The sequence below is a fragment of the Desulfomonilia bacterium genome (genome assembly GCA_036567785.1).
Classification (GTDB): Bacteria; Desulfobacterota; Desulfomonilia; order UBA1062; family UBA1062; genus DATCTV01.
Genome location: DATCTV010000002.1, coordinates 23,551 through 48,979, shown reverse-complemented (window position 1 = coordinate 48,979; position 25,429 = coordinate 23,551). Strand labels below are relative to the sequence as shown.

The window sequence follows — 25,429 nt, the reverse complement described above, 5'->3', positions numbered from 1 at the left end:
TCTGATGAAATTTACAGACATATTCATACGCCGCCCTGTTCTGGCTATAGTCATAAGTCTTTTTATTCTTGTACTCGGTCTGCGCTCAATAAACATGCTGCCCGTACTGCAGTTTCCCAGAACCGAAAATGCTGTGGTGACGGTAACGACTGTTTACACCGGGGCTGATCCCGAACTTGTGGCCGGTTTCATCACCACACCGCTTGAAAACTCCATTGCCCAGGCGAACGGTATAGACTACATGACATCAGAAAGCAGACAGAGCACAAGCGTAATAACTGCGAATTTAAGGCTCAATTCCGATTCGGGAAAAGTCCTTACCGAGATCAATACCAAGGTCAATGCGGTCATGAACCAGCTTCCACAGGACGCACAGCGCCCTGTAATCGAGATCGCCGTCGGTGAAACGATCGATTCCATGATAATCACCTTTTCCAGCAAGACCATGCCGCTCAACAAGATAACCGACTATCTGATAAGGGTCGTTCAGCCTCAGCTGCAGGCTGTCGAAGGCGTTCAAACAGTCGAGATCATGGGAGGCAAATCTTTTGCGATGAGAATCTGGCTTGATCCCGAGAAGCTCGCAGCATACTCTCTCACCCCCACCGATGTGTGGAATGTCCTTGGCGCCAATGACTATCTTTCAGCCATAGGACAGACCAAGGGTCTAATGGTCCAGGTTGATCTTACGGCCACGACTAATCTCAAATCTCTTGAAGAATTCAGGAACATGATCGTCAAGGAGCAGAACGGGGCGGTGGTCAGGCTTTCGGATGTCGGCAAGGTTACCCTTGGAGCAGAGGATTATGAATCGGCCGTGACCCTGAACGGAGAGAAGGGTGTTTTCCTGGGAATAAAGATTGCTCCTACGGCCAATCTTCTCCAGGTCATCGGAAGGGTCAAAAAGGTCTTTCCCGATATACAGACCCAGCTTCCCGAAGGGCTTAAGGCTCAGATTGCATATGATGCTACTGTATACATTAACAGTTCCATAAACGAGGTTATCAAGTCACTGATCGAGGCCCTGATCATTGTGACCATTGTCGTGTTCCTGTTCCTGGGATCGTTCAGGACGGTCCTGATACCGACTGTCACGATTCCTCTTTCACTTATTGGCGCTTTCACCCTGATGCTTATCCTCGGATTCTCGATAAATCTACTGACCCTCCTCGCACTTGTCCTGGGAATCGGTCTTGTTGTGGACGATGCAATCATCATTGTCGAAAATGTCGACAGACACCTGGAACAGGGCATGAAACCCTTCGATGCAGCGATACAGGCTGCTCGGGAACTTGCAAACCCCATCATCGTCATGACGGTCGTTCTCATTGCGGTTTACATACCGGTTGGTTTCATGGGCGGCCTTACAGGAGCGCTTTTCACGGAATTCGCATTCACGCTTGTAGGTGCGGTCACCATATCCGGCATTATCGCTCTTACGCTGTCTCCCATGATGTGTTCAAGGATGCTCAAGCCCCACGACGCCACTAGAAACGGCATTCAGGACAGGTTTGTCCGTTATCTGGATTCGAAGTTCGAGTCGCTCAGAAAAAAGTATGAACACCTTCTGAACTCATCACTAAATTACATACCGGTCGTTCTTGTGTTCGCAGTTATCATTATCGGGAGCCTGTATTTCCTTGTCATGACATCAAAGTCGGAACTTGCACCCACGGAAGACCAGGGCTTCTTCATGGCTATTTCAACACCTTCACCGGACGCCACTATAAACCAGAGAACTCTTTATGCTGAGGCGATATTCAAGGACCTTCAGAAACATGATGAATTTGACAGGTTGTTTCAGGCGGATATGCCCGGAATGTCTTTTACGGGCATGGTGCTCAAACCCTGGGATGAAAGAAATAAGACATCAATGCAGCTTCTACCCGTAATTCAGAATGAACTTGATAAGATAGCGGGAGTGAAGGCGGTTGCATTTATTCCCCCCGCACTCCCAGGCAGCAGGGGAATGCCGATACAGTTCGTGATAAAGACAACCGATCCGTTTGAACGTCTCGAAGAAATTTCAAACAATTTCATGAAAGAGGCCCAGGCAAGCGGAATGTTCATGTTCCTCGATAATGACCTTAAATACGACCTTCCCCAGACCAGTGTTATCATCGACAGGGATATGGCCTCCCAGCTGGGGCTCTCCATGAAGGATATCGGATATGCGCTTTCGGCATTGCTTGGCGGCGGATATGTAAACTATTTTTCCATGGAAGGCCGTTCATACAAGGTCATACCGCAAATCCAGCAGAGATACCGCCTCAACTCGGACCAGCTGAACAACTACTATATAGAAACCGGCAAAGGCGGAAGCGTCCCTCTCTCGACAGTTGTCAGCCTTGAGACAAATACCGTTCCCGAGGCGCTAAATCACTTCCAGCAGCAGAATGCCGCTACAATTTCAGGAGTTACTCTTCCAGGCGTGACACAGGGCGAAGCACTTAAATATCTCAAGGGCCTATCAGACAAACTTCTGCCTCAGTCCTATGCCGTTGACTATTCCGGTCCCTGCAGGCAGTTCGTTCAGGAATCCAGCGCGCTGGCAGTCACGTTCTTTTTTGCGCTCATAATCATTTTCCTTGCGCTTTCCGCACAGTTCGAGAGTTTCAGAGATCCCGTCATCATACTCATCACCGTGCCCATGTCCATATGCGGGGCCATGATTTTCATCAACCTCGGAGTGGGCGGTGCAAGCCTCAACATCTATACCGAAGTCGGACTTGTCACTCTGATAGGCCTGATCAGCAAACACGGCATATTAATTGTCGAATTTGCCAACAACCTTCAAAAGCAGGGCCATTCGAAGCGAGAAGCCATAGAAATGGCTGCCGGAATTCGCTTGAGGCCTATCCTCATGACAACGGCGGCCATGGTGCTGGGAGTCATACCACTGCTGCTTGCGGATGGAGCGGGTGCTGAAAGCCGGTATAACATGGGGCTTGTTATTGCGACGGGGCTTTCAGTTGGGACACTGTTCACCCTTTTCGTGGTGCCGTCCATGTATCTTGTGCTTGCGACCGATCATGCCAGACAGGTTAAAAACAGGGGGGATGTTACCGCAGCCTGAATGAAAGGTTCAGAACATCGATTTTCTCCATGAGACGCTCAGAACGATGCCGATGCAGCACAGGTTGATGAACATGAATGAACCGCCATAGCTTATGAAGGGAAGGGGAACTCCTACGACAGGGAACATGCCCATGGTCATGGCGATGTTTATGAAGGCATGAAGGCTTATAAAAAGCGCTATTCCGAAACAGAGCAAAGCGCCGAACCGGTCTTTTGTCTTGAGGCCGGTTGTTATTATCTGAGCGGCAAGAAGGAAATAAAGGACAATGATGAGGGTGCAGCCTGCAAAACCCCATTCTTCTGCGATTACGGAGAAAATGAAATCGGTGTGATGCTCGGGCAGGAATTTAAGCTGTGTCTGTGTTCCGTGAAGAAAACCTTTGCCGTATAACCCGCCCGAACCGACAGCGATCTTGGATTGTATCGCATGATAGCCTTTGCCTAGAGGGTCCAGTTCAGGGTCGAGAAAGGTGAGGATTCTCTGCCGCTGATACTCCTTCAGTAGAAACCATGAAAGGGGCATTATGCAGATCAATACGGCACCTGTTTTGATAAGTGTGGATTTTCTTATGCCAAGCATCAGAAACATGCCTGCACAGATGAGACCGGTGAGGCAGGCGGTCCCTAGATCAGGTTCAAGGAGTATGAGCATGATGGGCAAAATGAGAACAAGAAGGGGGGGGATGAGGTCTCTGAAATCATAATCGACAGTGCTGTCTTTTTTTGATCCCCAGTAGCTGACCCATATTATAACCATGATCTTTGCAAGTTCCGAAGGCTGCATGTTGAAGAAGCCCAGAGGTATCCATCGTCTGGCTCCCATAACCTCTTTGCCCGCACCGAACACTGCAACAAGCAGTATCACGATGATTATGTATAATGGCCAGGCAAGTTTAAGAAGCCAGCGATAGTCTATGAACAGCATTATCAGTACCATGGCTGTCAGTCCGCCACCGGTCCAGATAAGTTGCCTGATGAATGTTGTGTCGTGTGTGAGATGAGTTGCGCTGAACAGTGTAACCAGTCCGCAGATAAGCAGTGCGGCCAGGATAGCAAGCAGCCCCCAGTCTATATTTTCCTTAAGATCCGAGACCCTGCCCACTTTTGTATCCCTTCAGGAAGTAATATTCCTTTATTATCTCTCCTACAATCGGAGCGGCGACACTTCCGCCGTGCCCTCCGTGCTCCACTATGGCGACGACAACAATTTCCGGTGTATTCACAGGGGAGACTCCGAAGAACCATGCATGGTCTCTCATCTTATATGGTATGTCCGATTCATCTCCTCTCTTTGACCTGATTACCTTTGCCACCTGAGCCGAACCCGTTTTTCCTCCTATTGAAAACATGGGGTCCTGAAGTACCTTCGCTGTGCCCCTGTCACCCTCCACGACATGCTTGAGTGCGTTTTTGATTATATTGAGCTGTGAATCCGGAAGGTTCAGAAGCATCTCGACTTTCTGGGGTGTGGAGGTAAGTATGTGCGGCACCATAACCCTGCCGCCGTTTACGACGGCGCTCATGACCTTTGCGACCTGGATCGGCGTGACCATGACATAACCCTGACCTATCGAGGCGTTAACGGTCTCCCCGTGGAGCCATCCCTTGTGAAACCGTTTCATTTTCCATTCCCTTGAAGGGATAATTCCGGTCGTATCATTCAATTCTATCCCAGTCTTTCTGCCGAATCCCATGTCGATTGCATACCGGGCGATCCTGTCGATCCCGAGTTCAAGGCCTTTGGTATAAAAATATATGTCACATGATTCGCCCAGGCCTTTCAGAAAGTTTACATTGCCGTGCCCTGTCTTTTTCCAGCACATGAAATCCCTGTTTCCCAGACTGAATTTTCCGCTGCAAAAAACTGTCTGCTCCGGTTTTATCACCCCTTCTTTCAGACCTGCAAAGGAGATGAGAACCTTGAATATCGAGCCCGGTGCATACTGTCCCCTTAATGCCCTGTTTTCAAGGGGGTGTTTCGGATTGTCAACCACTTCCTTCCACATGGCCGAGGTCATCGGGGTAAGAAATATTGCAGGGTCGAAGCTTGGAGAACTTGCCATCGCAAGAATTTCTCCGGTTGACGGGACCATAACGACAACGGCACCGGTCTTGTCTCCGAGTGCATCCCGGGCCTTGGCCTGAAGTCTTGAATCTATTGTGAGGACGATGTCCTTTCCCTTTTGAGGGGGGCGTTCTCTTACAATCCTCAACTTTCTGCCCTTTGCGTCAACCTCGAAGGCTATCTGTCCTTTGATTCCTCTTAAATCTTTCTCACATGCTGCTTCAACGCCAGACCTGCCGACAAGATCGCCTTTTCTGTAATTCGCCTTATCCGGGTCTTTCAGCTCTTTGTCGGATATCTCTCCGAGGTAACCTAGAGTATGTGAAAGCAGATCGCTGTATACATAGTCACGCTCGCTCTCGGCCTCTATCGATATACCGGGGAGGTTGACAAGCTCCATTTCCACTCTGGCCATTTTTTCAAAAGGGATATCTCTGGCAATATAGGCTGCCTCGAATGGTTTTGAGAGGGCCTTGGTAAACTTATCCTCGATTTCCTTAGGGTCGCTGCCCAGAAGTTTTGCAAGATTCGGTGCAATTGTTTTGATATCTGTAATGTCTTCGGGAATCACGACAATGCTGTATGACGGCCTGTTGTCGGCAAGGATTACCCTGTTTCTGTCCATGATCCTGCCCCTCGGAGCCCTTATCTCCATAAATCGAAGCCTGTTGTTTGCCGCCTGTTCCTCATATTGCCTTCTTTTAAGTATCTGCATGTTGAACAGTCCCAGAAGGATGGCTGCAAAGAGAAGTCCGATAACGACAATCAGGATTCTCGATTTTTTCCTGAACTCCTCTTCAACAGATGAACCTGAGTAGCTAATTTTCATGGTTCACCAGAATACGCCTGCTGAGTTTTATGATAAATGGGCAGATGAAGGCCGTCAGGATTGAACCTGTGATAACTGGAATCCATCTGACATCAGAGATCAGCATGTCCGAAAAAAGAACAGCGCTCAAGTTGATAAATATGCAAAGTACAAAAGAAAGAACCATCTGTGCAGCTATGCTGTCAAGAAAAAGGATGTTTCTTATGATATCCAGCAGCATAAATGAACCCAGGTAACAGAACGGCAGAAATCCGGCCCTGGCGCCGCTGAATGCCTGCAGCACATATGACATGATAAGCACGAAGACCAGACCGTAGTGGAACCGGCAGAATATGCACAGGGATATTACAAGGCATAACAGCAGGTCTATCCTGAGATCTGATGAAATCCATGGGAATACCATGATCTGGAAAATCACCGAGATGACTGCTAAGAGCGTCAGGCTAGCGCTTTTTTTCCAGAACCCTTCCAACTCCGAATACCTCCTCGGTCGTGTCGAATCTTACAAAGGGCTCGACGATAATCTCTGCGAACATTTTATATTCAAGTCTCTTTATCGACCTTACGGTGCCTATAAGCAGCCCTTTGGGGAAAATTTCCAGCAGTCCCGATGTAATTATCCTGTCCCCGATCTTTATCTCTTCATCGCTTCTGACATAATCGAAGCTAAGCTTGCCGTTCCCAAGACCTTTTATAATACCTTTTATCCTGCTGTTTTCAACTATCGCCGGTACGGCGCTGTTGACATCGGTTATGAGCAAAACCTGTGACGTGTCGGCAGAAACCGAAATTACCCTGCCGACCAGTCCCTGTGGAACAATTACCGGCATATCCACATGAAAGCCTTTTTTTGAGCCTTTATCCAGGATAACCGTTTTGTACATGAGTGATATGTCCTGGGCTATAATCTCGGCCCCGTTAAGTTCCACATAAGGCCATGCCTGCTTAAGGTCAAGCAGCCTTCTCAGCCTGTCATTCTCGTTTCTGATATCACGTGAAACCATTTCCTGAGCAGATATCAAGGCAATCTTTTTTTTAAGCGCCGCATTTTCCTTTTTCGTACCCACAAGATTTAGATAATTATTGAAAATCCCGGATGTAAAGACAAACGGGGCTTTGACTGCACCCTGAATCCAGTAAAAACCTTCCCTCACTCCGGGAAGGCCGTACAGGGTATTTCTTACATGTCCTGACGATATGAGAAGAATTACGATAACGGCTGTGGCAATATAGATTACTATCCGCCCGTGGTCCTTCATCAACTCGAGATGGTCACATTCCTTAACAAGTGAAGGTCGTCCAGGAGTTTGCCAGCACCCCTGGCAACTGTTGAAAGCGGGTCTTCCGCAACGCTTACAGGAAGGCCGGTCTCTTCCCTTATAAGCTTATCCAGGTTCTTGAAAAGGGCGCCGCCGCCGGTCAGCATTATGCCCCTGTCTACTATGTCGGCGGCCAGTTCGGGCGGCGTCTGTTCAAGCGCCACTCTCACCGCATCTATTATGGTTCTTACGGGAGCCGTACAGGCTTTTCTGATTTCTTCGGAGCTGATCGTGAATATTTTGGGAATGCCGTCGACAAGGTCGCGGCCCTTGACTTCGATGGTGTGCTCGTCTTCGTCAGGATAGGCCGAGCCTATCATCATCTTTATTATTTCAGCAGTGCGCTCGCCTATGAGGAGGTTGTATTCACGTTTTATATGCTGCATGATCGCCTGGTCGATCTTGTCTCCGGCAACACGGACGCTGTTTACATAGACAATTCCGGATAACGAAATGACGGCGACCTCGGTCGTTCCTCCGCCGATATCGACTATCATGGAGCTTGTCGGTTCCGACACCGGAAGGCCGGCTCCTATGGCGGCTGCCATTGGTTCATAGACTATATGCACTTCTCTGGCACCGGCCGCTTCCGCCGATTCCTTGACTGCCCTTTTCTCGACCTGGGTTATACCGGAAGGGACGCATATGATTATGCGCGGCATAACCAGCATCCTGCGGTTGTTGTGAACCTTCTTGATGAAGTACTGGAGCATGGCCTGCGTAGCGTCAAAATCTGCAATGACACCATCCTTCAAAGGTCTTATCGCCTGTATGTTTTCCGGGGTCCTTCCAAGCATTTTTTTTGCGTCCACGCCCACTGCGAGAACTCGATTTTCCCCGCCTTCCATCTTCACTGCCACGACTGACGGTTCGTTCAGAACAATGCCTTTGTCCTTGACAAATACCAGGGTATTCGCCGTTCCGAGGTCAATGGCAAGGTCGTTTGAAAACATCCCGAAAAACCACTGGACTAGCATGTAATGCCTCCTGAAAAAATAAATACCCGATAAAAGGTTTTAACCTCTTAGCAAAAGCTCATGGCGTTTACAAGAGGAATGACAAGGATTTCTTCAAGCTCCGGCTGTCAAGCCGTGAGAAATAATTGAGTTGCCCCCGGAAATTATTTCCCGGGGGATTTTATTTATTTTGTAACAATAAGGTGCTCGAGCCCCATCTCTTTAAGGGCTACCGGGAACATCTTGAATGCAGGTCTTACAACCGGGAGCAGTTTGAGCATTGCGGTGACCTTGCCGCCCTGTCTTACCTTTCCTTTTGCGACCGATGCGATCGGGTTTTCGATTCCGTGCCAGAAACGGTGCGAATGATCCGCCGTCTGCTTTGACCAGACATCCTCCTTCAGACTGCACGGTCCCATATAGAAGCTTCCATAAAGGCCGGGCTTATTCGGCGGGTTTTTCAGATCGATCGTTATCTCTCCGTCAGGCTCGGTATAGATGAATTTGATTATGATACCCGCCTTTGACATCTTGGGGCCGATTTTCTCGTCCCTCAGAATCCTGTCCAGAAAGTACCCGTAAATCCTGTAAAGATCGTCAATGTCCTTATAATACTGGCTCATTTAAATCCTCCCCAAAAATTATTGGTTATGAGTGGTGGGCAGTGAGTGGTGAGAAAAAGCCAAGAAAAAAGATTTCTCGCTTCAATCTAAATGACTACGGCTCTGCATGTCATTTGGAATCCAGCATAAATAAGGAAATCTTTTTTGATTTGTTTCTCACCACTCTTAACTCACCACTTATTTATTTCCCTTTTCTCTGGTCGAAGCGTCTGCCGTAAAGGAAAGAAGCCAATGTGATGCGGAGCATCTGCACCGTACCCCCTGCAACGCACCATGCCCGGCCGTCCCTGAGCATCCTTTCGACCGGGAATTCTTTGCTGTATCCGTAGCCTCCCAGAATCTGCATGGCCGTGTTCGTCACCTCTATAACCATCTCGTTGGCAAAGCACTTGCCCATCGAGGCCTCGTAAACGGAAGGAAGACCCTGTCCAGCGCCGCACGCTGCGCGATATACAAGCAGCCTTGCCGCATCGAGCTTCATGGCCATATCGACCGTCATGAACTGGATGGCCTGGAATTCGCAGATCGGACGTCCGAAGGCGTTACGCTGCATTGCATAGTTTTTGGCCTCTTCCAGGGCGCCTGCGGCTACGCCCAGGCACATTGCGGAGTTGCCGCAGCGTTCTATATCGAATGTGGTCATGAGTTTGGTAAAGTCGCCCTGGCCGATAACGACGTTTTTCTTTGGCACCCTTACGTCTTCGAAGATGAGGTCGCAAGAAGGCATACCCCTTAGGCCCATGAATTCTTCCTGCTTGCCGAATGTGAAGCCCGGCATGCCTTTCTCGACGATGATTCCTCCTATTCCCTTATATCCCTTTACGTCTCCGAACCTGGTGTACACCATGTAATGGCTGGCATGTCCGCCTCCTGTAATGAATGTCTTGCGGCCATTCAGGATATAGTCGTCGCCGTCTTCAACGACAGTTGTTCCCAGCGCGGTCAGGTCGGAACCGACCGCAGGTTCGGTCATGCATACCGAAACGCTCTTCTCTCCCCTGCATACATCGGGAATGATGGAGCGCTTCTGCTCTTCAGTACCGAATATGTCTATTACCCTCACAGGGCCTACATTGGATTCGAATACGGGCGCAGCTATCATGGGGGAGAATTTCGCCAGTTCCTCTATGGCGAGAATTGCGTTGATTCCAGGCTGTCCGCCGCCTCCGTATTCAGTGGACAGAGTCATGCCTAGAAGCCCCATCTCTGCATATTTCGGCATCAGGTGATAAGGAAACTCGCCGGTTGCATCTATGTGCTTGGCAAGGTCTCTGAATTTTTCGCGTTCCCCCATTGTTCGAAGTGTCTGAATGAGCATCCTCTGTTCGTCGTTAAGGTTGAAATCCATCATGTACTCCTTGTTTTTATTATATGGCCTCTGCAAGGGCCTTTATGTCTTTCAGATTCTCAATATCCATTATCATGGATGAGACCTTGTCTATCCTCGATTCGAATCGATTGCCTGCAAACCTCCTGATCTTTTCAACAAGGTCGTTTTGATCCATGGGGTCTCTGGGATCCCCTTTGGGAATATCGACCTGCTTCGATAACTTTTCTCCGCTTTTAAGGGTTATCTCTACCCTGCTGGAGGTCTTGTCCGGATAGATTTTATTAAGCTCGTCATCGGCCTTGACAAATACCTTTTTTGACAGTGCAAGCACGTCTGAACCGGTGATGCGCTTTTCCGTGAGCTGCAGCGGACCGAGTTCATTGTCGATCAGGCAGGCTGCAACGACATAGGGAATGGAGAACTGGGCGGACACAATCGTGCCGTTTTCAGGCATGCCCTTGCCGACCGCCACTTCAGCCATGCCGTATGTGGAGACGTCAACTCTTTCGACTTCGTCGGCGGAGAACCTGTTGTCCCTCAAAAGTCCGAGTGTAGCCTGTGCGGCACCGTGCGTATGGCGGCAGGCGGTAAACGGTTTGAAGTAAAGATCTTCAATGGTGAAATGTTCGCCGAGCCTTTCGGTTATGCGTTCCGGTTTCGGGTCGACCTTGGATGTTATCTGAGTGAAACCGCCTTTCAATGACGACCCTTCAAGTACCTCGGGGCATCCTGTGATACCTTGTGCTGCTAGTCCTGCCGCCGTGATGCCTGCGCTGGCCGCCTGTCCTCCCTGTACAATCTTTATCGTATATCCCCCCATGAGCTGTTCGGCCATGGAAATGGGAAGAAGGTAACCGGCATTGCCCAATGCATTTAGCATACCTGCCTGATCGAGCTTCAAAAGCTTAGCCGCAGCAGCGGCCGCGCCGAACGTCCCGCAGGTGCCCGTGGGTAGGAATCCCGAAAGTGTATGATACGGGTGCATGGACGCTGCTGCACGGTCGGCCGCCTCGTAACCCACGATGATTGCTTCCAGAAGTTGGGTGCCTGATGAATTGTTCGTCTCTCCGAGAGCGAATGCAGCTGGCATGACCGCGCATACGGGGTGGTTACCCCCGAACCTCAGGCCGTCCTGCGCCTCTATGGCCTCCGCAGTCGTTCCGTTGATGAAAGCGGCGCCGGGTATGGATGTTTTAAACCCGCATCCGAGCGCTGAAGCAGGGCCGTCGCATCCCAGCGAACGCATATACGTTACCACCGATTTGACGGCATCGAGTTCAAGAGAGCCGTAGATGTTTGCGACATAATCCAGAAGGCATAACTTGGCCTTATGCACGATTTCTTCAGGGACATCCTTAAGTTTGAGCTCATAACAGAAATCAGCAAGAATCCTTGTCTCATTCATTTTCCCCTCCCATAAACATTCAGCTAAAGACTTGTTTTATTATTAAAATGTGCGGAGCTTTGGAACAAAGCATTTCGAGGAGCGACGAAGTCGAGGAATGAGGCGTACATGACGTACGCTGCAATGACGAGACTAGGAGCGACAATGAAATGCAAAGTTCCAGAGATTCGCATCAGATGTAGCCTCGTTTTTCATATATCTTGATCATTCGAAACGGATCGAGGACCTCCCTAAGAACCCTCAGCTCTTCAGCCGTGGGCGGCTCGGTTTCGTGTGCGTCATCCGACACCTTGAGCTTCCATGGAGTGAGGCTTACAACCTCGTCGATGTTTGTGTCCGGATGCCAGCTCGTAAGGTACGCCTCTTTTGTGTCTTTATCGAAATGCATCACGGCCTTGTTCGTGACTATGACCTCGGGACCTGTGTCAGGAGGCAGCCCCCATTTCTCGCGTGCCCCGGGACCATCCAGATAGCCTGGTGTCGTTATGAAATCAACGCGTTCGGCAAGGCTTCTTTTATCATGAAGTGCAATGATAAGGACCCTTTTCGCAAGCGCTCCTATCGGATTGGCTCCTCCTGAACCGGGAAGCCTGCTTTTGGGTTTATTATAGTCGCCGATTACCGTGGTATTGATGTTGCCGAACTTGTCCACCTGTGCCCCTGAAAGAAATCCGCAGTCAACCCATCCGCCCTGGAGGAACATGCCCATCACTTCGATAAGCCCCCCAACCATTGCAGCCCCGGGATTGAGACACGGGTCGCCGACTGAAAGCGCTGGCCTTGCCGGGCGTGCATCAAAAACACCTGATTCCTGCATCATGGTTGCATTGGGCGCATGCGTGTGTTTTGCAATATTGGCGGCCATCGTCGGAAATCCGGTGCCGACTATAACCACATCATTGTCCCTGATATGACGTGCTCCACAGCATGCCATGAGTTCAGGCTTTATATAATCATTCGGATGTTCACTCATAATTCATTCTCCTAATACGAATAACTTACGGGATAACCGTAATCGAATCTGGCCTGAAGCTTTTTATACTGGGCGAAACCGAACCTGTTGATATAATGCTGGATATACTCGTTTCTGTCCTTGACACCAAAAACCCATTCGTCAAGGAATGACTGAAAACCTTCGACGGTGTTTGTTGCCTGCTGATAGACATAGCCGAATGAGAAGTCCACGTCATAGAATCCCGGCGTATAACCGGGGTGTGCGCCGAACGGCTCCTCACAGACCGCTGCTACCTTGAATGCGGGGACTATTGTCCTTGACGGGTCTTTGCCGATGGTTTCACGGCTGATAATCCTCTCACAGGTTACTATGACCTTTTTTGCCGCATTCGCCCCCCATTTGCAATCGCCGCCTATGCCCCACATCTGTGCGTTGCCGTTTTCATCGGCCTGCTGGACATGGATTATCGCGACATCGGGATTAAGCGCAGGGACAAGCATGACAGGTTTTCCGTCAAAAGGCGAATCTATCATCCTGTATTTGTTTTCGCCCATGAAAGATCTTATCTTCATCATATCGGTTCCCACCATGTCCTTCACAGGAACGAACGGCATGCCCATTGCTCCGGCCATGAACATCATGGGAAGAGAGAGATTCGTGTATTCCTCGAGTTCAATCTTGTTCGGGATGCCTTTTTCTATCGAGCGCCTGTAGCATCTGGCCAGCCCGTAAAGCCCTAACGAGATGAACGTCGATATGAACCTCTTGACGCAGCCGGCGCCTATCAGCATGTCAAAGTCATCGGCGGCGTTGCTTCGGGCAATCGTCAAATCTGTTTTATGCTGCCGGATTATTTCATGGACTGCAGAGAAAGGAGGCCTGCATACGTAGCCCCCTATGAAAAGAAAATCGCCGTTATTTATATTTTTCTCGACGGCGTCCTTTATGGTCATTACCTTGCTCATAATTTTACTCCGGTTGATTTAAAGATCGTATTCTGTCCTGCTTATGATCTCGTTCTGGGCGATTTCGGAAAGGCCCGTAAACTCAGCTGAATAGCCGCTTACCCTGACAAACAGGTCAGCATATTTTTCCGGGTTCTTCTGCGCCTTTCTGAGTGTTGCGGAATCGACCATGTTGAACTGGACCTGCATTCCGCCCCTGTTGAAATATGTCCTCACAAGAGAAAGCAGATTTTCGGTGCCTATCTTTTTGCCCTGGAAACGGATGTTCAGGTTCGCGCCGTTGAATATTCTTTTAAGCGGGAGTTTCGCCACTGAATTCATCATGGCGGTAGGTCCAGAAACGGCGTTTCCGGTTGTAGGGGTAATGCCGTTGCCGAGCACATCGCCTGCATGTCTTCCATCAGGTGAAGCAGCCGAGAATGCACCGAAGCTTATATGGAACCCGACCGAGAATATCCCGGGCCAGAAGGAGCCGCCCCTGTAATTCTTATATTTTTTGAGCGTGTCGCAGAAATGATTCGCAACCCTGATCGCCATTTCATCCACCTCGTCGATGTCGTTGCCGTATTTTTTGATCTTTTTCAGGAAATAGCTGCGCTTCGGTTCGGCATCCTGCCAGTCAGTGGAAAGCCATTCCGAGAGCTGCCCGATGGTATATTTCCTGTCTTCGAATATAGCCTTTTTGATGGAATATAAGCTGTCTGCCGTATTGGCGAAACCCATGAGCTGAACGCCTGTCGAGTTATAGACGGCGCCTCCCTTTGTGAGGTCGATCCCCTTGTCCATCGGACCTTCGACCATGGCCGATGCAAAAGGAGAGGGCACGTTTTCGGCAATCGATTTGTCAAGCACGGCCATGCCTTTCACCATCTGATTAATGAAATGGTTCATCTGCGTGTCATATGCATTCCATACATCGTCGAAGCTTTTGAATTGTGCCGGGTCTCCTGTCTCGGGCCCGGATTGATAACCGAATATATTGTCTACACCGTTGGAAAGGGCTAGTTCTACGCATTTTACACCGTTGAACTGCACAGCGAAGGTGGAGCCGAAATTCTTGCCGGACGCACTCGGCTCAAGACACCCGACTACTCCATAATTTCGGGCGTCTTCAAGGGTATGTCCCGCGAGGACAAGGTTCTCGACAATGGCCTCGTCATTGAAGAAATGCATGAGAACACCGTCCCTGGCATAATCGATGGCTTTTTTGAAAAACGGCTTCGGTGTTTTTCTGCATATCCTGACCCCGAAATTCGGCTGAACAGTCCTGATGTCTGCATATGCATCAAGACCTATCATACTGAGTTCGTTCGTGGCGTCATTTCCGTCGATGCCCATACCGCCCACGGTCACGTTCTGAGTAGTCTTGCCTTCAGTGCCTTCACCTCCGGGGATGAATGCCTCTTCCAGTACATTCCATATCTCGTTGGTCTTAATAAATAGCAGAGACAGGAGTTCCCGAGCACGCTGGGCCGTTATATTTCCGGCCTCTTTGTCCTTCATGTAATAAGGATACAGTATCTGGTCGATGCGTCCCAGAGAGATTGAGTTGCCGCCTGATTCGATCTGCGCGATCAGATGGATGAAATATACGCTTTGCACGGCCTCATGGAATGTCTGCGCAGGATTTTCCGGAACCCGGCTGCATACACGGGCTATTTCCCGTAGTTCTTCAGCACGCTCCTTGTCGGTCTCTTGTGCGGACATCTCCCTTGCCAGTATGCTGTAGCGGTTGGCAAAAAGGATAGCCGCCTTCATCGAACGTATCATGGACTCATAGAATATCCCTTTTTCCGATTTCCTTTCATCCAGGCTCAATGAATCAAACTTTTCCGCGGCCTCTGCAATTATGCCTTTAAGCCCTTTTGCCAGGACCTTTTCATGGTTCATGGTAAAGTGTCCTATCCCGTAATTGATCTCGAGCATCATTGTGAAGATATATTTGTCCATGTCTTCCATGACGTCTTCAGGCATGACACTTTCCATGACATCTTCGACGCATCTGCCCTTCCAGAAGGGAAGGATGCTCTCACGCATTTCGTTCTTTTCGGCTTCGGTGATAAGGGCTCGCTGCAACTGTCTCTGGTCGAACGCGTCAAGGTCGCCTTCAATCCAGCGGGACTTGTTTTCGGGGAATAAAGGTGCGCCTTTGAGTTTCTTTGTCCGGCACCCCACTATGATTTCATCTTCCCTTATGATGACGCTGATATTCCTGAGTATGTTTTCAAGGGCAAGACTGATGCGCTCAAGGGGGTGGCGGTCCCAGTTTCTGCGCATGGATTCGGTCAGATACCTTGCCCGTTCTATGCAGACCTCCTGGGGCGCCAGTATGATCCTGTTTCTCAGCCTCTGGACCCTCGTTTCTTCAAGTTTTAATGCCGCGTTTGTATTTCGCATGTCGTCCCCCTTAATAAATCTGTGTGAGAGTGTTTTTTCAAACTTTTATATGCATGTAGCTTACCAGTATCTTATCCCTGATATTTACCGGCAGGAAACGGTTCAGCATCTGAAGGAACCCGCTGCCGGCGTCTATCTGGTTGAATATCTTCGGCTTGTCAGATGTTACGACCTTTACTATCTTTTTTGCAGCAAATTCAGGAGTAGGGGCGGTTTTAATCAATTCGTTGTCGCGATCGATGAACCTCCTGACCCGGTCGCGGTAAGGCGAACCTTCAGGCGGAAGGAAATGGATCTTTGCGGCAAACGTGGTGGAGACCTGCGCGGGCTCTATAAGACCTACACTAATGCCGAAAGGTTCGACTTCGTGCTTCAGTGAAAGCACCATCCCGGTCACTGCAAATTTGCTTGCCGAGTAAATGGATTCAAAGGGGAAGGGTATGCGTCCGACAAGGGAAGACATTGCAATAAGTTTACCGCATCCCCGCTTTCTCATCGAGGGAATGAACGCCTGAAAGATTGCGGCTGCACCTATCACATTTATTTCGAGGCATTTAAGCGCCTTTTCAAGGCTTACCTCTTCGAACGGGCCGAAAAATCCGATGCCGACATTTGAGAGTACCGTATCGACCATGCCGTATCTTTTGAGTACCTCATCCCTGAAATCAAGTATGCCTGCTCTGTCGGTGATATCGAGCGTGATAAGGTAGTGCTTGTCGCCGAGTTCTTTCTTGAGAGATTCGATTCCTTTTGCGTCCATATCAAAACCGGCTATTGTGTAATCCTTTTCTGCAAGCAATTTTGCGACATGCCTTCCCATTCCGTCTGCAAGACCTGTTATTACAACAACATTTCCCATTATAACCTCCCTTGTTAATTTATCTGGCGGATCCGGATTGATTCCGGTACCATTCCTTCATCTGAGCCATTGACAGTCTGAAATCCGGATAAATAAGCTTATAGCCCGTTGCCTTGAGCTTTGAGTTATCCACGACATAATCATAATAAAGGTATTTGACCGCATCATATTCAAGGTCCGGGATTTTGCCTTTTTTTGCAGAAACAGCACCGTCGATTCTGGCAACCGCCTTTATCAGCCACAGGGGCAGGTGCAGGCTTGGGGGCTTCGTGCCGAATGTTTCAGCAGCGAGCGTAAGCGCCTCGCCTATGGAGGGATAGGTGTCTTCCGCAATATTGTAGGCTTGCCCTATGGCGCTTTCCATGTGCGAAAGGTGTTCTACTGCAGCTGCGACATCTTCGGCTCTGATATTTGAAAGCAGCTGGCGGCCGCTTCCGGGTATTGCCGTGATCGATGTGGGTCTGGAAAAGGCCTTGCCCGCTCCGTCATTGCAGCGGGGGCCGTAAACCGTGCAGGGTCTTGTTATGATTGCGGGGAAGCCCTCTTTAATCTTGCGCCAGATTACGTCTTCACCGTCGCGCTTGCTCCTTCCGTAACTGTCCTGAGGGTCTCTCGGCCCGTCTTCCCTGAAAGGGGTACCCTTGTAATATCCGTAAACACTTGTGGAACCGACATGGACATAGCATTTTACGCCGGCCTTGGCCGCTTCCGTCGTAATAAGATCGACACCTAGCACATTGGTCGGATAAAGCTTTTCATAAGGTGTCGAGAAATTGCAGATGGCGCCAAGGTGAAAAATACGGTCCACACCTCCCTTGAACAGTGGCGGTATTGTCTCTGGTTTTGTAAGGTCTGCGGCGACGTATTCAACGCCCAGATTCTCAAAAAAGGAAAGGTCTTTCCTGGGTCTTGCGCTGGCACGGACCCGGACGCCCTTTTTAGCGAGGTATTCAACAAGGTGGCTGCCCATGAAACCCGCAGCTCCCGTTACAAGGGTGATACCGGAAAACTCCATATTAAACCTCCTTCCGTGCTTTATGACTCTCTATTCATTTAAAGCGTCATCTGCTGCATTTTCGTTGAGGCTTATGTTTGGGGCACGTTCTTCCCGTATTTCCGTGGCTCCCTGATGAGATGTACCATCACGAATGATTTTTGCTTCAGGGAGATTTCAAATACCCAATGCAAAATAATCCTTATCTGATATGTTTTCTTCGATCTGCTTTCTGGCCGCTTTCAGCCATTCGAGATACATTTCATTAAATGTGACACCGAGGTTGGACAGGAGCTTGACGTACGGCCCCTGGTTATCCCATCTTATGGAATTGCTCATACGCCTTTCAAGTTGAGCTTCATAGGATGCAATCTGATTGTCGATTATTCTCAATGCATCTTCAGGCCCGCCGAACCCGAAAAATGCGAATTTCAGAAGAAAAGGATCACGCAGAAGCATTGATTTGTCAGCGGGCTCCTTGAGCCATTTTAAAAATTCCTCGCGGCCTTTTTCAGTTATTGAATAAAGTTTGCGTTGAGGTCCCTGATTGCTTGCAGATGATACTTTGGCCATCCTGATGAGTCCCTTCTTCTCAAGGTCTTTCAATATGGGATAAATCTGGCCGAAGTTGACCGACCACATATGACCGAAATTATTTTCAAGATGTTCCTTGATGCGGTATCCGTGCATGTCACGGTATTGGAGAAGACCCAGAACTGCATAATTCAGCGACATCAACCCTCCGATTTTAAATAGTCTTAGCTATATAGAATCTATATAGAAATAAAATATACAAAGTCAATATCTAAAAAATTAAAAATTTATCTGATTGCTCTTCGACTGAAAGGATGAGGTTCGAAGAAATACTGATGTCTTTGATCAATATTTTGATGCCCTTTTCGTAATCGCCTCAAGCAGCCCGGGCAGGGCCACCGTGTTTGCAATATTTACTGCCGATGGCGGGAGGCTGCCGCCGGGATTTGTCCAGACATAATATGTGATTCGCGTCCTGAGAAGTTCGTCCACGGGCTCGATCAGGAAATAGCCCTGATTGAACGTCGTCTCGACTGCACTTTCGGGATCGCTCAGGAAATCCCTGATGTCAGGGTCGGTCGGTAGTTTCCTGTAAGGACCTTTTTCGAGCACCCAGTCTGACCTGAACATGCCGGGTATGCCCTTATAATTGTAAACGTCGGTATATCTCAGGTTATAGAACCTTGATGAAACAAAAGGTATGGGTACATCAAGGTATGTAAAAACATAATTGATCAAGACATCCTCGGATTTGCGTTCCGAATGGACGAGCCTGGTGTATTTCACATAAGGCATGAATTCGGGAAAATGTCCGTAGTCCGTTATTGCGGCGATTACCTTTTCCGGTCTTCTGTCCGTCATCCCTACAAGAAGGACTTCCTGAGTGGAGGAGCCTTCTCTTTTTCTGTAATAGGTCTTGTAGTCCTTTCCATTCGATTTCAGTATCCATCCGGTGTCGCCCTTCTGCGGGTCAAGGTCCGCTGAGTAAGTCAATACCGGACAAGACAGAAACAGGAGTAATAAGGGAAAAAACAAGATTCTCTTCATGCTAAAGCCCGCCGAATTCCGTGCGGCTTATTATCTCGTCCTGAAGCGGCCTGCCGAGATCGGTAAAGAATGCTGAATAGCCCGAAACTCTCACGACAAGGTCCCGGTACATCTCAGGTCTCATCTGTGCTTCTCTCAGCATTTCGCTGGAGATGAAGTTGGGGGAGATCTCCATGCCGCCAAGTCTGAAATAGCCTTTGAACAATGAGATCATCCTGTCGGCACGCTCTCTGCCTGTGATCATCGACGGAAGGAATTTGACGTTGAGCGCATTGCCGTTTGAAATAAGGGTATGGTTCATTTTCGAGGCGGATTTCATGACCGCGGTCGGGCCTTTCGTTTCAGAGCCGTTGGAAGGCGAAAAGCTGTTGCTGACAGGTTCGCCTGAAAGCCGCCCGTCAGGTGTAGCACCCAGGAAAAGACCGTCCAGGACGTGCATACCGTAAGAAAAGAAGCCCGGCCTGAACATTGTGCCGAAGATGTTTTTCTGTTTTCCCACTTCAGTGCAGAAATATGAGCTTATCTCAGCAGCAATAAAATCGGCGTCATCAATGTCGGCACCGAATCTCGGCCCTCTGTTTTTAAGCATTGCCCGTTCCTTTTCGAAACCCCTGAAGTTGACGTCAAGCATCGAGACGAGCTCATCCATTGAAAAGACCTTTTCGTCGAAGACAAAATGCTTTATTGCAGCGAGCGAATCCGCGGCCGTGCCGAGGCCGCGTCCGCTCACTGATGAATAGGTATATTTTGCGCCGCCTGACGTCATGTCTCTGGCATTTTCAATACAGCCGGTCAGCGTGCACGATATGAAAGGCGAGGGAAGAGAACTGCGGTACGATTCATCCTTGATGTTTACTGCCCTGGATATGACCGAGATCATGAATGACATCTGTTTTTTATAGGCTTCAAAAAAGTCATCGAAAGTCCTGAAACATACAGGATCGCCTGTGGCGGGTCCGATCCTTTTGCCCATGATCCTGAGCCTGCCGTTTAAGAGGGCCATCTCAAGCGCGGCAACAAGCGATATGTCATTGCCAGAGGTGCAGCCGAACGTGTTTCCGTCGCCTGTAGGTTCTACGCAGCCCACGATTGCGTAATCCCTGGCATCCTCAATTCTCATGCCTGTTTGGGTAAGCGCCTCGATTACAACCTCGTCATTGAACAGGGCAGGTCCTGACGTGTTCCTGTACATGTCGATGATTCTCTGCCAGTATTCAGGCGGTGATTTTTCGCTCACCCTTATGGAGAAGCTGTTGCCCATTGATTTGACGTTGGCGGCTGCATTTAGAACGACATAAGTCATTTCCGTTGTACCGTCGGTCCCGTCAGGATTCAACCCGCCTATGGTCGGCGTGCAGTTGTCGGAGCCCAGTTCGTTTCCCGTAGCTTTGCCGCCGTAAGGCAGCAATATCAGATTGCATGCTAGTTTTATAAGCAGCTCTTCCATTAGTTCTGTCGCCTGCTCTTTTGTAATAGCTCCTTTTTTAAGGTCCTCTTCATAAAAGGATGCGAAATGTGAATCAAGGCGGCCTGTGGAAAGTATGGCGGGCATGCCATAGCTTATTATGGCTGCTATATGAGTGAGCCAGAAGGCTTGTAATGCTTCCCTGAAGTCCCGCGGCGGATGGTAAGGGACATGGCGGCATCTCTCTGCGATAGAGAGCAGCTCTCTTCTCCTTTCTTCATTTGCGTTTTCAGCGAGCCTTTCCGCCTCAACCGAATAGCGCAGTGCAAAGTCCCTCATTGCATCACAACAGATTATTACGGCCTTAAGAAAATTAGCGCCTTCTTTGTCACCCTTGAATTCGGAATCAGAAAGCCGCTTTTCAGCCCTTTTGCGGATACCTGAGAAGCCTTCTCTGAGAACGTTTTTATGGCCAGGTATCAAGTGACCCTGAACATCGAAGGAATTCATGACATAGGCAGGATTGTTGAGCAGAACCTCCCGCAGACCCTTGACGGCATATACGGGATTAAAAAACGGAACCTTAAAATCCGCAATCTTCCGGGGCAGAATCCGTACGAGGGTATCCGAAATCTCGGATAGACTCCTTCCGGGGAGCCCGATAATTTTTCTCATCTTTCTGAAATCGAGGCTCTTATATAGAGCTTTCAGTGTCGAAGGCCTGAGCGAAGGGATGAAAATAAGGCCCGCAGCCTTCATTTTGCGCCTTCTTTCGACCCTGATAGTCTTTCCTTTCCAGTAGGGAAGGATGATCTCTCTCAGTTCCCTGACCTCATCATCTGAAATAACATATGGCTGGCTTTCCCTTTTTCTGAGCAGGTCGAGATCGAGTTCGAGCACGGTATTGATATCGCCTCTCTCGACAGGTATGGCGGCAGCGATAAGCTTTGATGTTCGGTTGCCGACGATCTGTTCATCATCGAGGATATATATGCTCATATTCTTGAGGGTGTGCTCGAAGGCCATTGCCGCCCGGATAGCCGGATGCAGCCCCTCGGTCATTCTGTAAGATTCTGTGTAGTACCGAGCCCTTTCGATGCATATCTCGTACGGGGCATCGAGGATCATATCCTTCAATCGCTTGTTGCGTGGACTGATCGTTTCATCCCGCATGAATTCTCCCTCATGAAAAGAAGAGCCGGTAGATAGGCCACATGATAAGGGCTCCGAAAAGCCTTTTCGCTGAATACTGGTTTTTGAGAGGCAGCCTCTTGGTAACGTCTGGTACCCTTTTGATATTGCCTGTACCCTTCTGATACCAGTAGGCAGTGCTTGACCAGTCGTCAGACCTCCGGTTCGCATGCCCGTGTTCAATGGAAACCCGGATGGATTTCGTAAACGGTACGGGGTCGAGGACGTGGTAGCGGTAGTATGTTATCTTTCCTCCCCAGTTTGGCCCGCCGCCCATGATCAGCCCGTGGTACGGCGCACAGTAATATTGCGTCGGGCAGAAGGCCATGTTCACATAGTCTTCGGTGCCTGTGCCGTGGATTGCGGGAGGGAAGGGCTCGTTATCGACAACTATCATGTCATCGCCTTCGCCTGGCCAGTCCCAGAACCACGAGCCGCGGCGGTTGTGAATATTGATGTTGCAACCCACATAATGGCCTGTGCCTTCGGCCTCAAGGATGAGGTAATTGTCTCTATCGGAGAGATTGACGCCATCCATCTGGAACTCCATGCCGCCTACGCCTTTATCAGATATTCCTTTTGTCAGCTCACGGTTCCATGATGCATGAAATCTGAGCGCATTTTCATCGAGACTGTCATGGCAGTCCCAGTCTATATAATAATAAAGGGATATTTCATGTGTGCACTGGTTTTCCACTTCTATCCTGGCCCCATTTGAAAAGGGCATGGGAAAGAAGCAGTTGAACCCCCTGCCGTTTTCCGGGCTCATCTGAAGAGGGGCGGAGACGAAGTTTCTGCATATGCCGTGGCCCATGCCGAAGAAGTCGCCTATGGGCGCCTCCACAGCAGGTCTGTCCGACCCGTCCCAGAACATGCGTATGATTATCCTGCGCAGAAATGCCCGGTCGTACTTGTTCGAGATGCTGTCCCTGCCGATGGTGCACCAGATGTGGCGGATGCAGCCTGTTTCGGAAGTGTCGGCTATTGTCGTGCATTGTCCCGGATTTATGACTATCCAGTCCCGATTGCCTCCGGTACGGTCGAAGCTGCTGAAGCGCTTCCTTTTGAAATTCTTCGCAAGAGGAAGAAGGTTTAATGTCGAAGTCATGTCATATCCGCCTGACATTGAGCCTCTCCTTGTATCTCAACTGTTCAATAACGTTTCTTTGAGGCAAGGTGCCTTCCGTAGGCCGGATTACTTTGAGACCATACGCTTATCAAGCGTTGTCATTCTCCTTATCCCGTCTCCGGTAACCTCGTAGCAGTCTTCTACTCCTATGAGGGTGTTTCCGAAATTCTCCCATGCCTCTATTTCGAAGACCATACCCTTTTCATATGTCCTGTCAAGAAATCCCATGGTACCGAAAAGGTGAGTTTCTTCGCATTCAAGGCCTATGGTGTGCCCGACTGCGAACGTCATCCCGTCAGGCTTGATGGTTTTGTAATAGGCTATGGCCTCATCGTTAAGCTCTTTTATGCTGACCCCGGGTTTTACGCGCTTTTCGAAATATTCCTGCAGAAGGATAAGCCTCTCAACAAGTCCGGCGGCTTCATCCGGAACACCGCCTATGACTACATGACGGTTCACGTCAGCCACATAGCCTTTGTAAATTCCCCCGAAGTCGAAGCGGACTATGTCGCCGTTTTTAACCACCCTGCCGGTGCCGGGGAGTTCGGGATCGGAATCGCCTATGCTCATGGTGAGATGGTCCCAGCCGACGAGACCCTCGTCAACGAACACCCTGCGTGCTATCTTGAGGAAATCGTTGTCCGTCATGCCTACTTCAGCGGCATCAATGCAGGCCGTGATCGCCTTCTCGGTAACAAGGGTCGCCTTTTCTATGCAGGCTATTTCCTCTTCGGTCTTGATTATTCTCAGATCCAACATTACACCGTCGGCAGAGACGATTTCCGAATCAGGGTTCTTGTATGCAATATGATCGGTTATGTACTTGGGTGCAACCGACTCGACACCGATACGCTTGCCGACGAGACCCCATTTCTTTATCTTCGACCATATCTCGCGTCTGACATCCTTCCGGGAACTTATGTCCCTGTGCTCGGCCACCCAGCAGATATCGTCAACACTCCTGAAGAGTCCCCAGTTGAGAAGCATCACGTCACCTTCGCGCTTCATCATGGCGATGCTGGGGTACTGGTTATTGAGCGCGAAAAGGATGGGGTTGGACTCGGCATGCAGCACGGGCAGCCCTGTAAGATAGTATACGTTGACTGGTGACGTGGCTATGAAGAGGTCGAGATCGTACTTCTCCATTATCCCGGCAGCCCTTTTTTTGTTGAATCCGAGGGATTTCATGCGTTTCACCTCCGGCAGGTTTCTGTTTATGGGAATATGCAGGTTGAGGTCTTCAAGAAGCGATAGGGTGCCTTTCTCCTTTGCAAGCGTATGCAGTTCATTTCTGGTGGCGGCCTTTCCCGTATGAGCCGAGAGGTATCCCATCAGCACACCGGTAATCGCGCTCTTTGCATCCTCGGGCGTGAACTCGGGCTCCCTGTCTTCAAGGATACATCTGGCGAAATGCTCGTCCTCGTATTTGACCGATATGGTGTAATATCTGGGAAAAGGCTCGTGCTCAATGTCGGGTTCGAACCATTTCTGTTTGTTTTCACCCATTGCCTCGTGGTGAGAGAATATCCTTACAGGCTTATCCCACATGTGGTTTTCGAGTATGGTGCCTTTTGTGCCGTAAATTTCCAGGCTGTTGAACGGCGGTGTAATTTGCGTGAAGCTTACCGTGATATCTGCTATGGGGCCGCCTGCAAACCTCACCATAGACAGAGCATTGTCTTCGGCCTTTTCCGGCAGATTAATCGCCTGTTTTGCAAGCATCGCAGTGACGGATTCGACCCTGTCGTTCAGTATCCATTCGATTGCTGCAAACTTGTGAGCAGCCATATCTATGAACGAACCGCCGCCCGCCTTTACAGGATCGCCCTTCCAGAAGTCGGGCATGCTGAGGCCCGGTATCTCGTTTACGCCTTCATAGGCCCTTACGAGAAGAACATCTCCGATGAGACCCTGCTGAACCGCGTCATGAATGTATCTGTGCGCCGGCAGAAAGCGGTGGTTTTCGGCGATCATAAGCTTGACTCCGGCCTTTTTCGCCGCTTCTATCATCATGTCGCAGCCCTCGATAGTCGTGGCCATTGGTTTTTCACAGAGGATATGTTTGCCGGCAGCGGCACATTTAGCGACAATACCTTCGTGATACATGTGCGGCACGAGAACAAGTACGGCATCTATATCACTTTTGAGGAACTCATCCAGATTGGCGTAGGCTGTCATTTCGTTTGCGCGATAACGCCTGGCCATCTTGCGGGCCTGCTTGATGTTTACGTCGTATATGGCCGTGAATTTTATGAGTTCGGATCCGGCGCAGGCATTGCTGTGGAAGCTCCAGGCGCCGCCCCCTCCTATGACTCCGCATCTGACGTGATTCATAACCGGCTCCTTAA

General features: G+C 49.6%; 19 protein-coding genes. 1 reads left to right on the top strand and 18 read right to left on the bottom strand.

Annotation, left to right across the window (positions count from 1 at the left end; translation table 11 throughout):
- Positions 1-4 precede the first annotated feature (4 nt).
- Positions 5-3,076 (top strand): efflux RND transporter permease subunit, encoded by a 3,072-nt coding sequence (locus tag VIS94_00225; GenBank protein HEY9159498.1) that lies wholly within the window; start codon positions 5-7, stop codon positions 3,074-3,076.
- Between the two features lie 9 nt (positions 3,077-3,085).
- Here VIS94_00225 and rodA read toward each other — a convergent pair whose 3' ends face one another.
- From rodA to VIS94_00135, 18 genes are all read right to left on the bottom strand, one after another.
- Positions 3,086-4,180, bottom strand: coding sequence for a rod shape-determining protein RodA (gene rodA, locus VIS94_00220; protein HEY9159497.1), 1,095 nt, complete (start codon positions 4,178-4,180; stop codon positions 3,086-3,088).
- On the bottom strand, positions 4,158-5,972 hold the full coding sequence (gene mrdA, locus VIS94_00215; GenBank protein HEY9159496.1) for a penicillin-binding protein 2: 1,815 nt from the start codon (positions 5,970-5,972) through the stop codon (positions 4,158-4,160). The genes rodA and mrdA overlap by 23 nt, the downstream gene beginning before the upstream one ends.
- Positions 5,962-6,444 carry a hypothetical protein gene (locus VIS94_00210; GenBank protein HEY9159495.1) on the bottom strand — a complete coding sequence of 161 codons (483 nt, stop codon included), beginning with the start codon at positions 6,442-6,444 and terminating at the stop codon, positions 5,962-5,964. Before VIS94_00210 ends, mrdA begins: the two co-directional genes overlap by 11 nt.
- Positions 6,416-7,231, bottom strand: a complete 816-nt coding sequence (gene mreC / locus VIS94_00205; GenBank protein HEY9159494.1) for a rod shape-determining protein MreC — start codon at positions 7,229-7,231, stop codon at positions 6,416-6,418. Before mreC ends, VIS94_00210 begins: the two co-directional genes overlap by 29 nt.
- Positions 7,231-8,268: a rod shape-determining protein gene (locus VIS94_00200; GenBank protein ID HEY9159493.1), complete on the bottom strand. Its 1,038-nt coding sequence runs from the start codon at positions 8,266-8,268 to the stop codon at positions 7,231-7,233. Before VIS94_00200 ends, mreC begins: the two co-directional genes overlap by 1 nt.
- Before the next feature lie 164 nt (positions 8,269-8,432).
- A complete protein-coding gene (locus VIS94_00195) occupies positions 8,433-8,870 on the bottom strand; it encodes a hypothetical protein (protein HEY9159492.1) in 438 nt (145 codons plus the stop codon).
- Positions 8,871-9,051: 181 nt separating this feature from the next.
- Positions 9,052-10,218 carry an acyl-CoA dehydrogenase family protein gene (locus VIS94_00190; protein ID HEY9159491.1) on the bottom strand — a complete coding sequence of 389 codons (1,167 nt, stop codon included), beginning with the start codon at positions 10,216-10,218 and terminating at the stop codon, positions 9,052-9,054.
- 19 nt (positions 10,219-10,237) lie between these two features.
- Positions 10,238-11,605 (bottom strand): MmgE/PrpD family protein, encoded by a 1,368-nt coding sequence (locus VIS94_00185; protein HEY9159490.1) that lies wholly within the window; start codon positions 11,603-11,605, stop codon positions 10,238-10,240.
- Positions 11,606-11,777: 172 nt separating this feature from the next.
- Positions 11,778-12,578 carry a CoA-transferase gene (locus tag VIS94_00180; GenBank protein HEY9159489.1) on the bottom strand — a complete coding sequence of 267 codons (801 nt, stop codon included), beginning with the start codon at positions 12,576-12,578 and terminating at the stop codon, positions 11,778-11,780.
- 11 nt (positions 12,579-12,589) lie between these two features.
- Positions 12,590-13,525, bottom strand: coding sequence for a CoA-transferase (locus VIS94_00175; protein HEY9159488.1), 936 nt, complete (start codon positions 13,523-13,525; stop codon positions 12,590-12,592).
- A gap of 18 nt (positions 13,526-13,543) precedes the next feature.
- The gene (locus tag VIS94_00170; protein HEY9159487.1) at positions 13,544-15,922 is read right to left on the bottom strand and encodes a formate C-acetyltransferase/glycerol dehydratase family glycyl radical enzyme; all 2,379 of its coding nucleotides are present in this window, start codon (positions 15,920-15,922) and stop codon (positions 13,544-13,546) included.
- 37 nt (positions 15,923-15,959) lie between these two features.
- Positions 15,960-16,781, bottom strand: coding sequence for an SDR family NAD(P)-dependent oxidoreductase (locus VIS94_00165; protein ID HEY9159486.1), 822 nt, complete (start codon positions 16,779-16,781; stop codon positions 15,960-15,962).
- 19 nt (positions 16,782-16,800) lie between these two features.
- A complete protein-coding gene (locus VIS94_00160; GenBank protein HEY9159485.1) occupies positions 16,801-17,796 on the bottom strand; it encodes an NAD-dependent epimerase/dehydratase family protein in 996 nt (331 codons plus the stop codon).
- 156 nt (positions 17,797-17,952) lie between these two features.
- Complete coding sequence (locus VIS94_00155; protein ID HEY9159484.1) at positions 17,953-18,510, bottom strand: PadR family transcriptional regulator; 558 nt, start codon at positions 18,508-18,510, stop codon at positions 17,953-17,955.
- Positions 18,511-18,654: 144 nt separating this feature from the next.
- Positions 18,655-19,356, bottom strand: coding sequence for a hypothetical protein (locus VIS94_00150; GenBank protein HEY9159483.1), 702 nt, complete (start codon positions 19,354-19,356; stop codon positions 18,655-18,657).
- A 1-nt stretch (position 19,357) separates the two neighbouring features.
- Positions 19,358-21,934: a pyruvate formate lyase family protein gene (locus VIS94_00145; GenBank protein HEY9159482.1), complete on the bottom strand. Its 2,577-nt coding sequence runs from the start codon at positions 21,932-21,934 to the stop codon at positions 19,358-19,360.
- Between the two features lie 10 nt (positions 21,935-21,944).
- Positions 21,945-23,078, bottom strand: a complete 1,134-nt coding sequence (locus tag VIS94_00140) for a glycoside hydrolase family 172 protein (protein ID HEY9159481.1) — start codon at positions 23,076-23,078, stop codon at positions 21,945-21,947.
- 69 nt (positions 23,079-23,147) lie between these two features.
- The gene (locus tag VIS94_00135; protein HEY9159480.1) at positions 23,148-25,415 is read right to left on the bottom strand and encodes a Gfo/Idh/MocA family oxidoreductase; all 2,268 of its coding nucleotides are present in this window, start codon (positions 25,413-25,415) and stop codon (positions 23,148-23,150) included.
- Between the last annotated feature and the right edge of the window lie 14 nt (positions 25,416-25,429).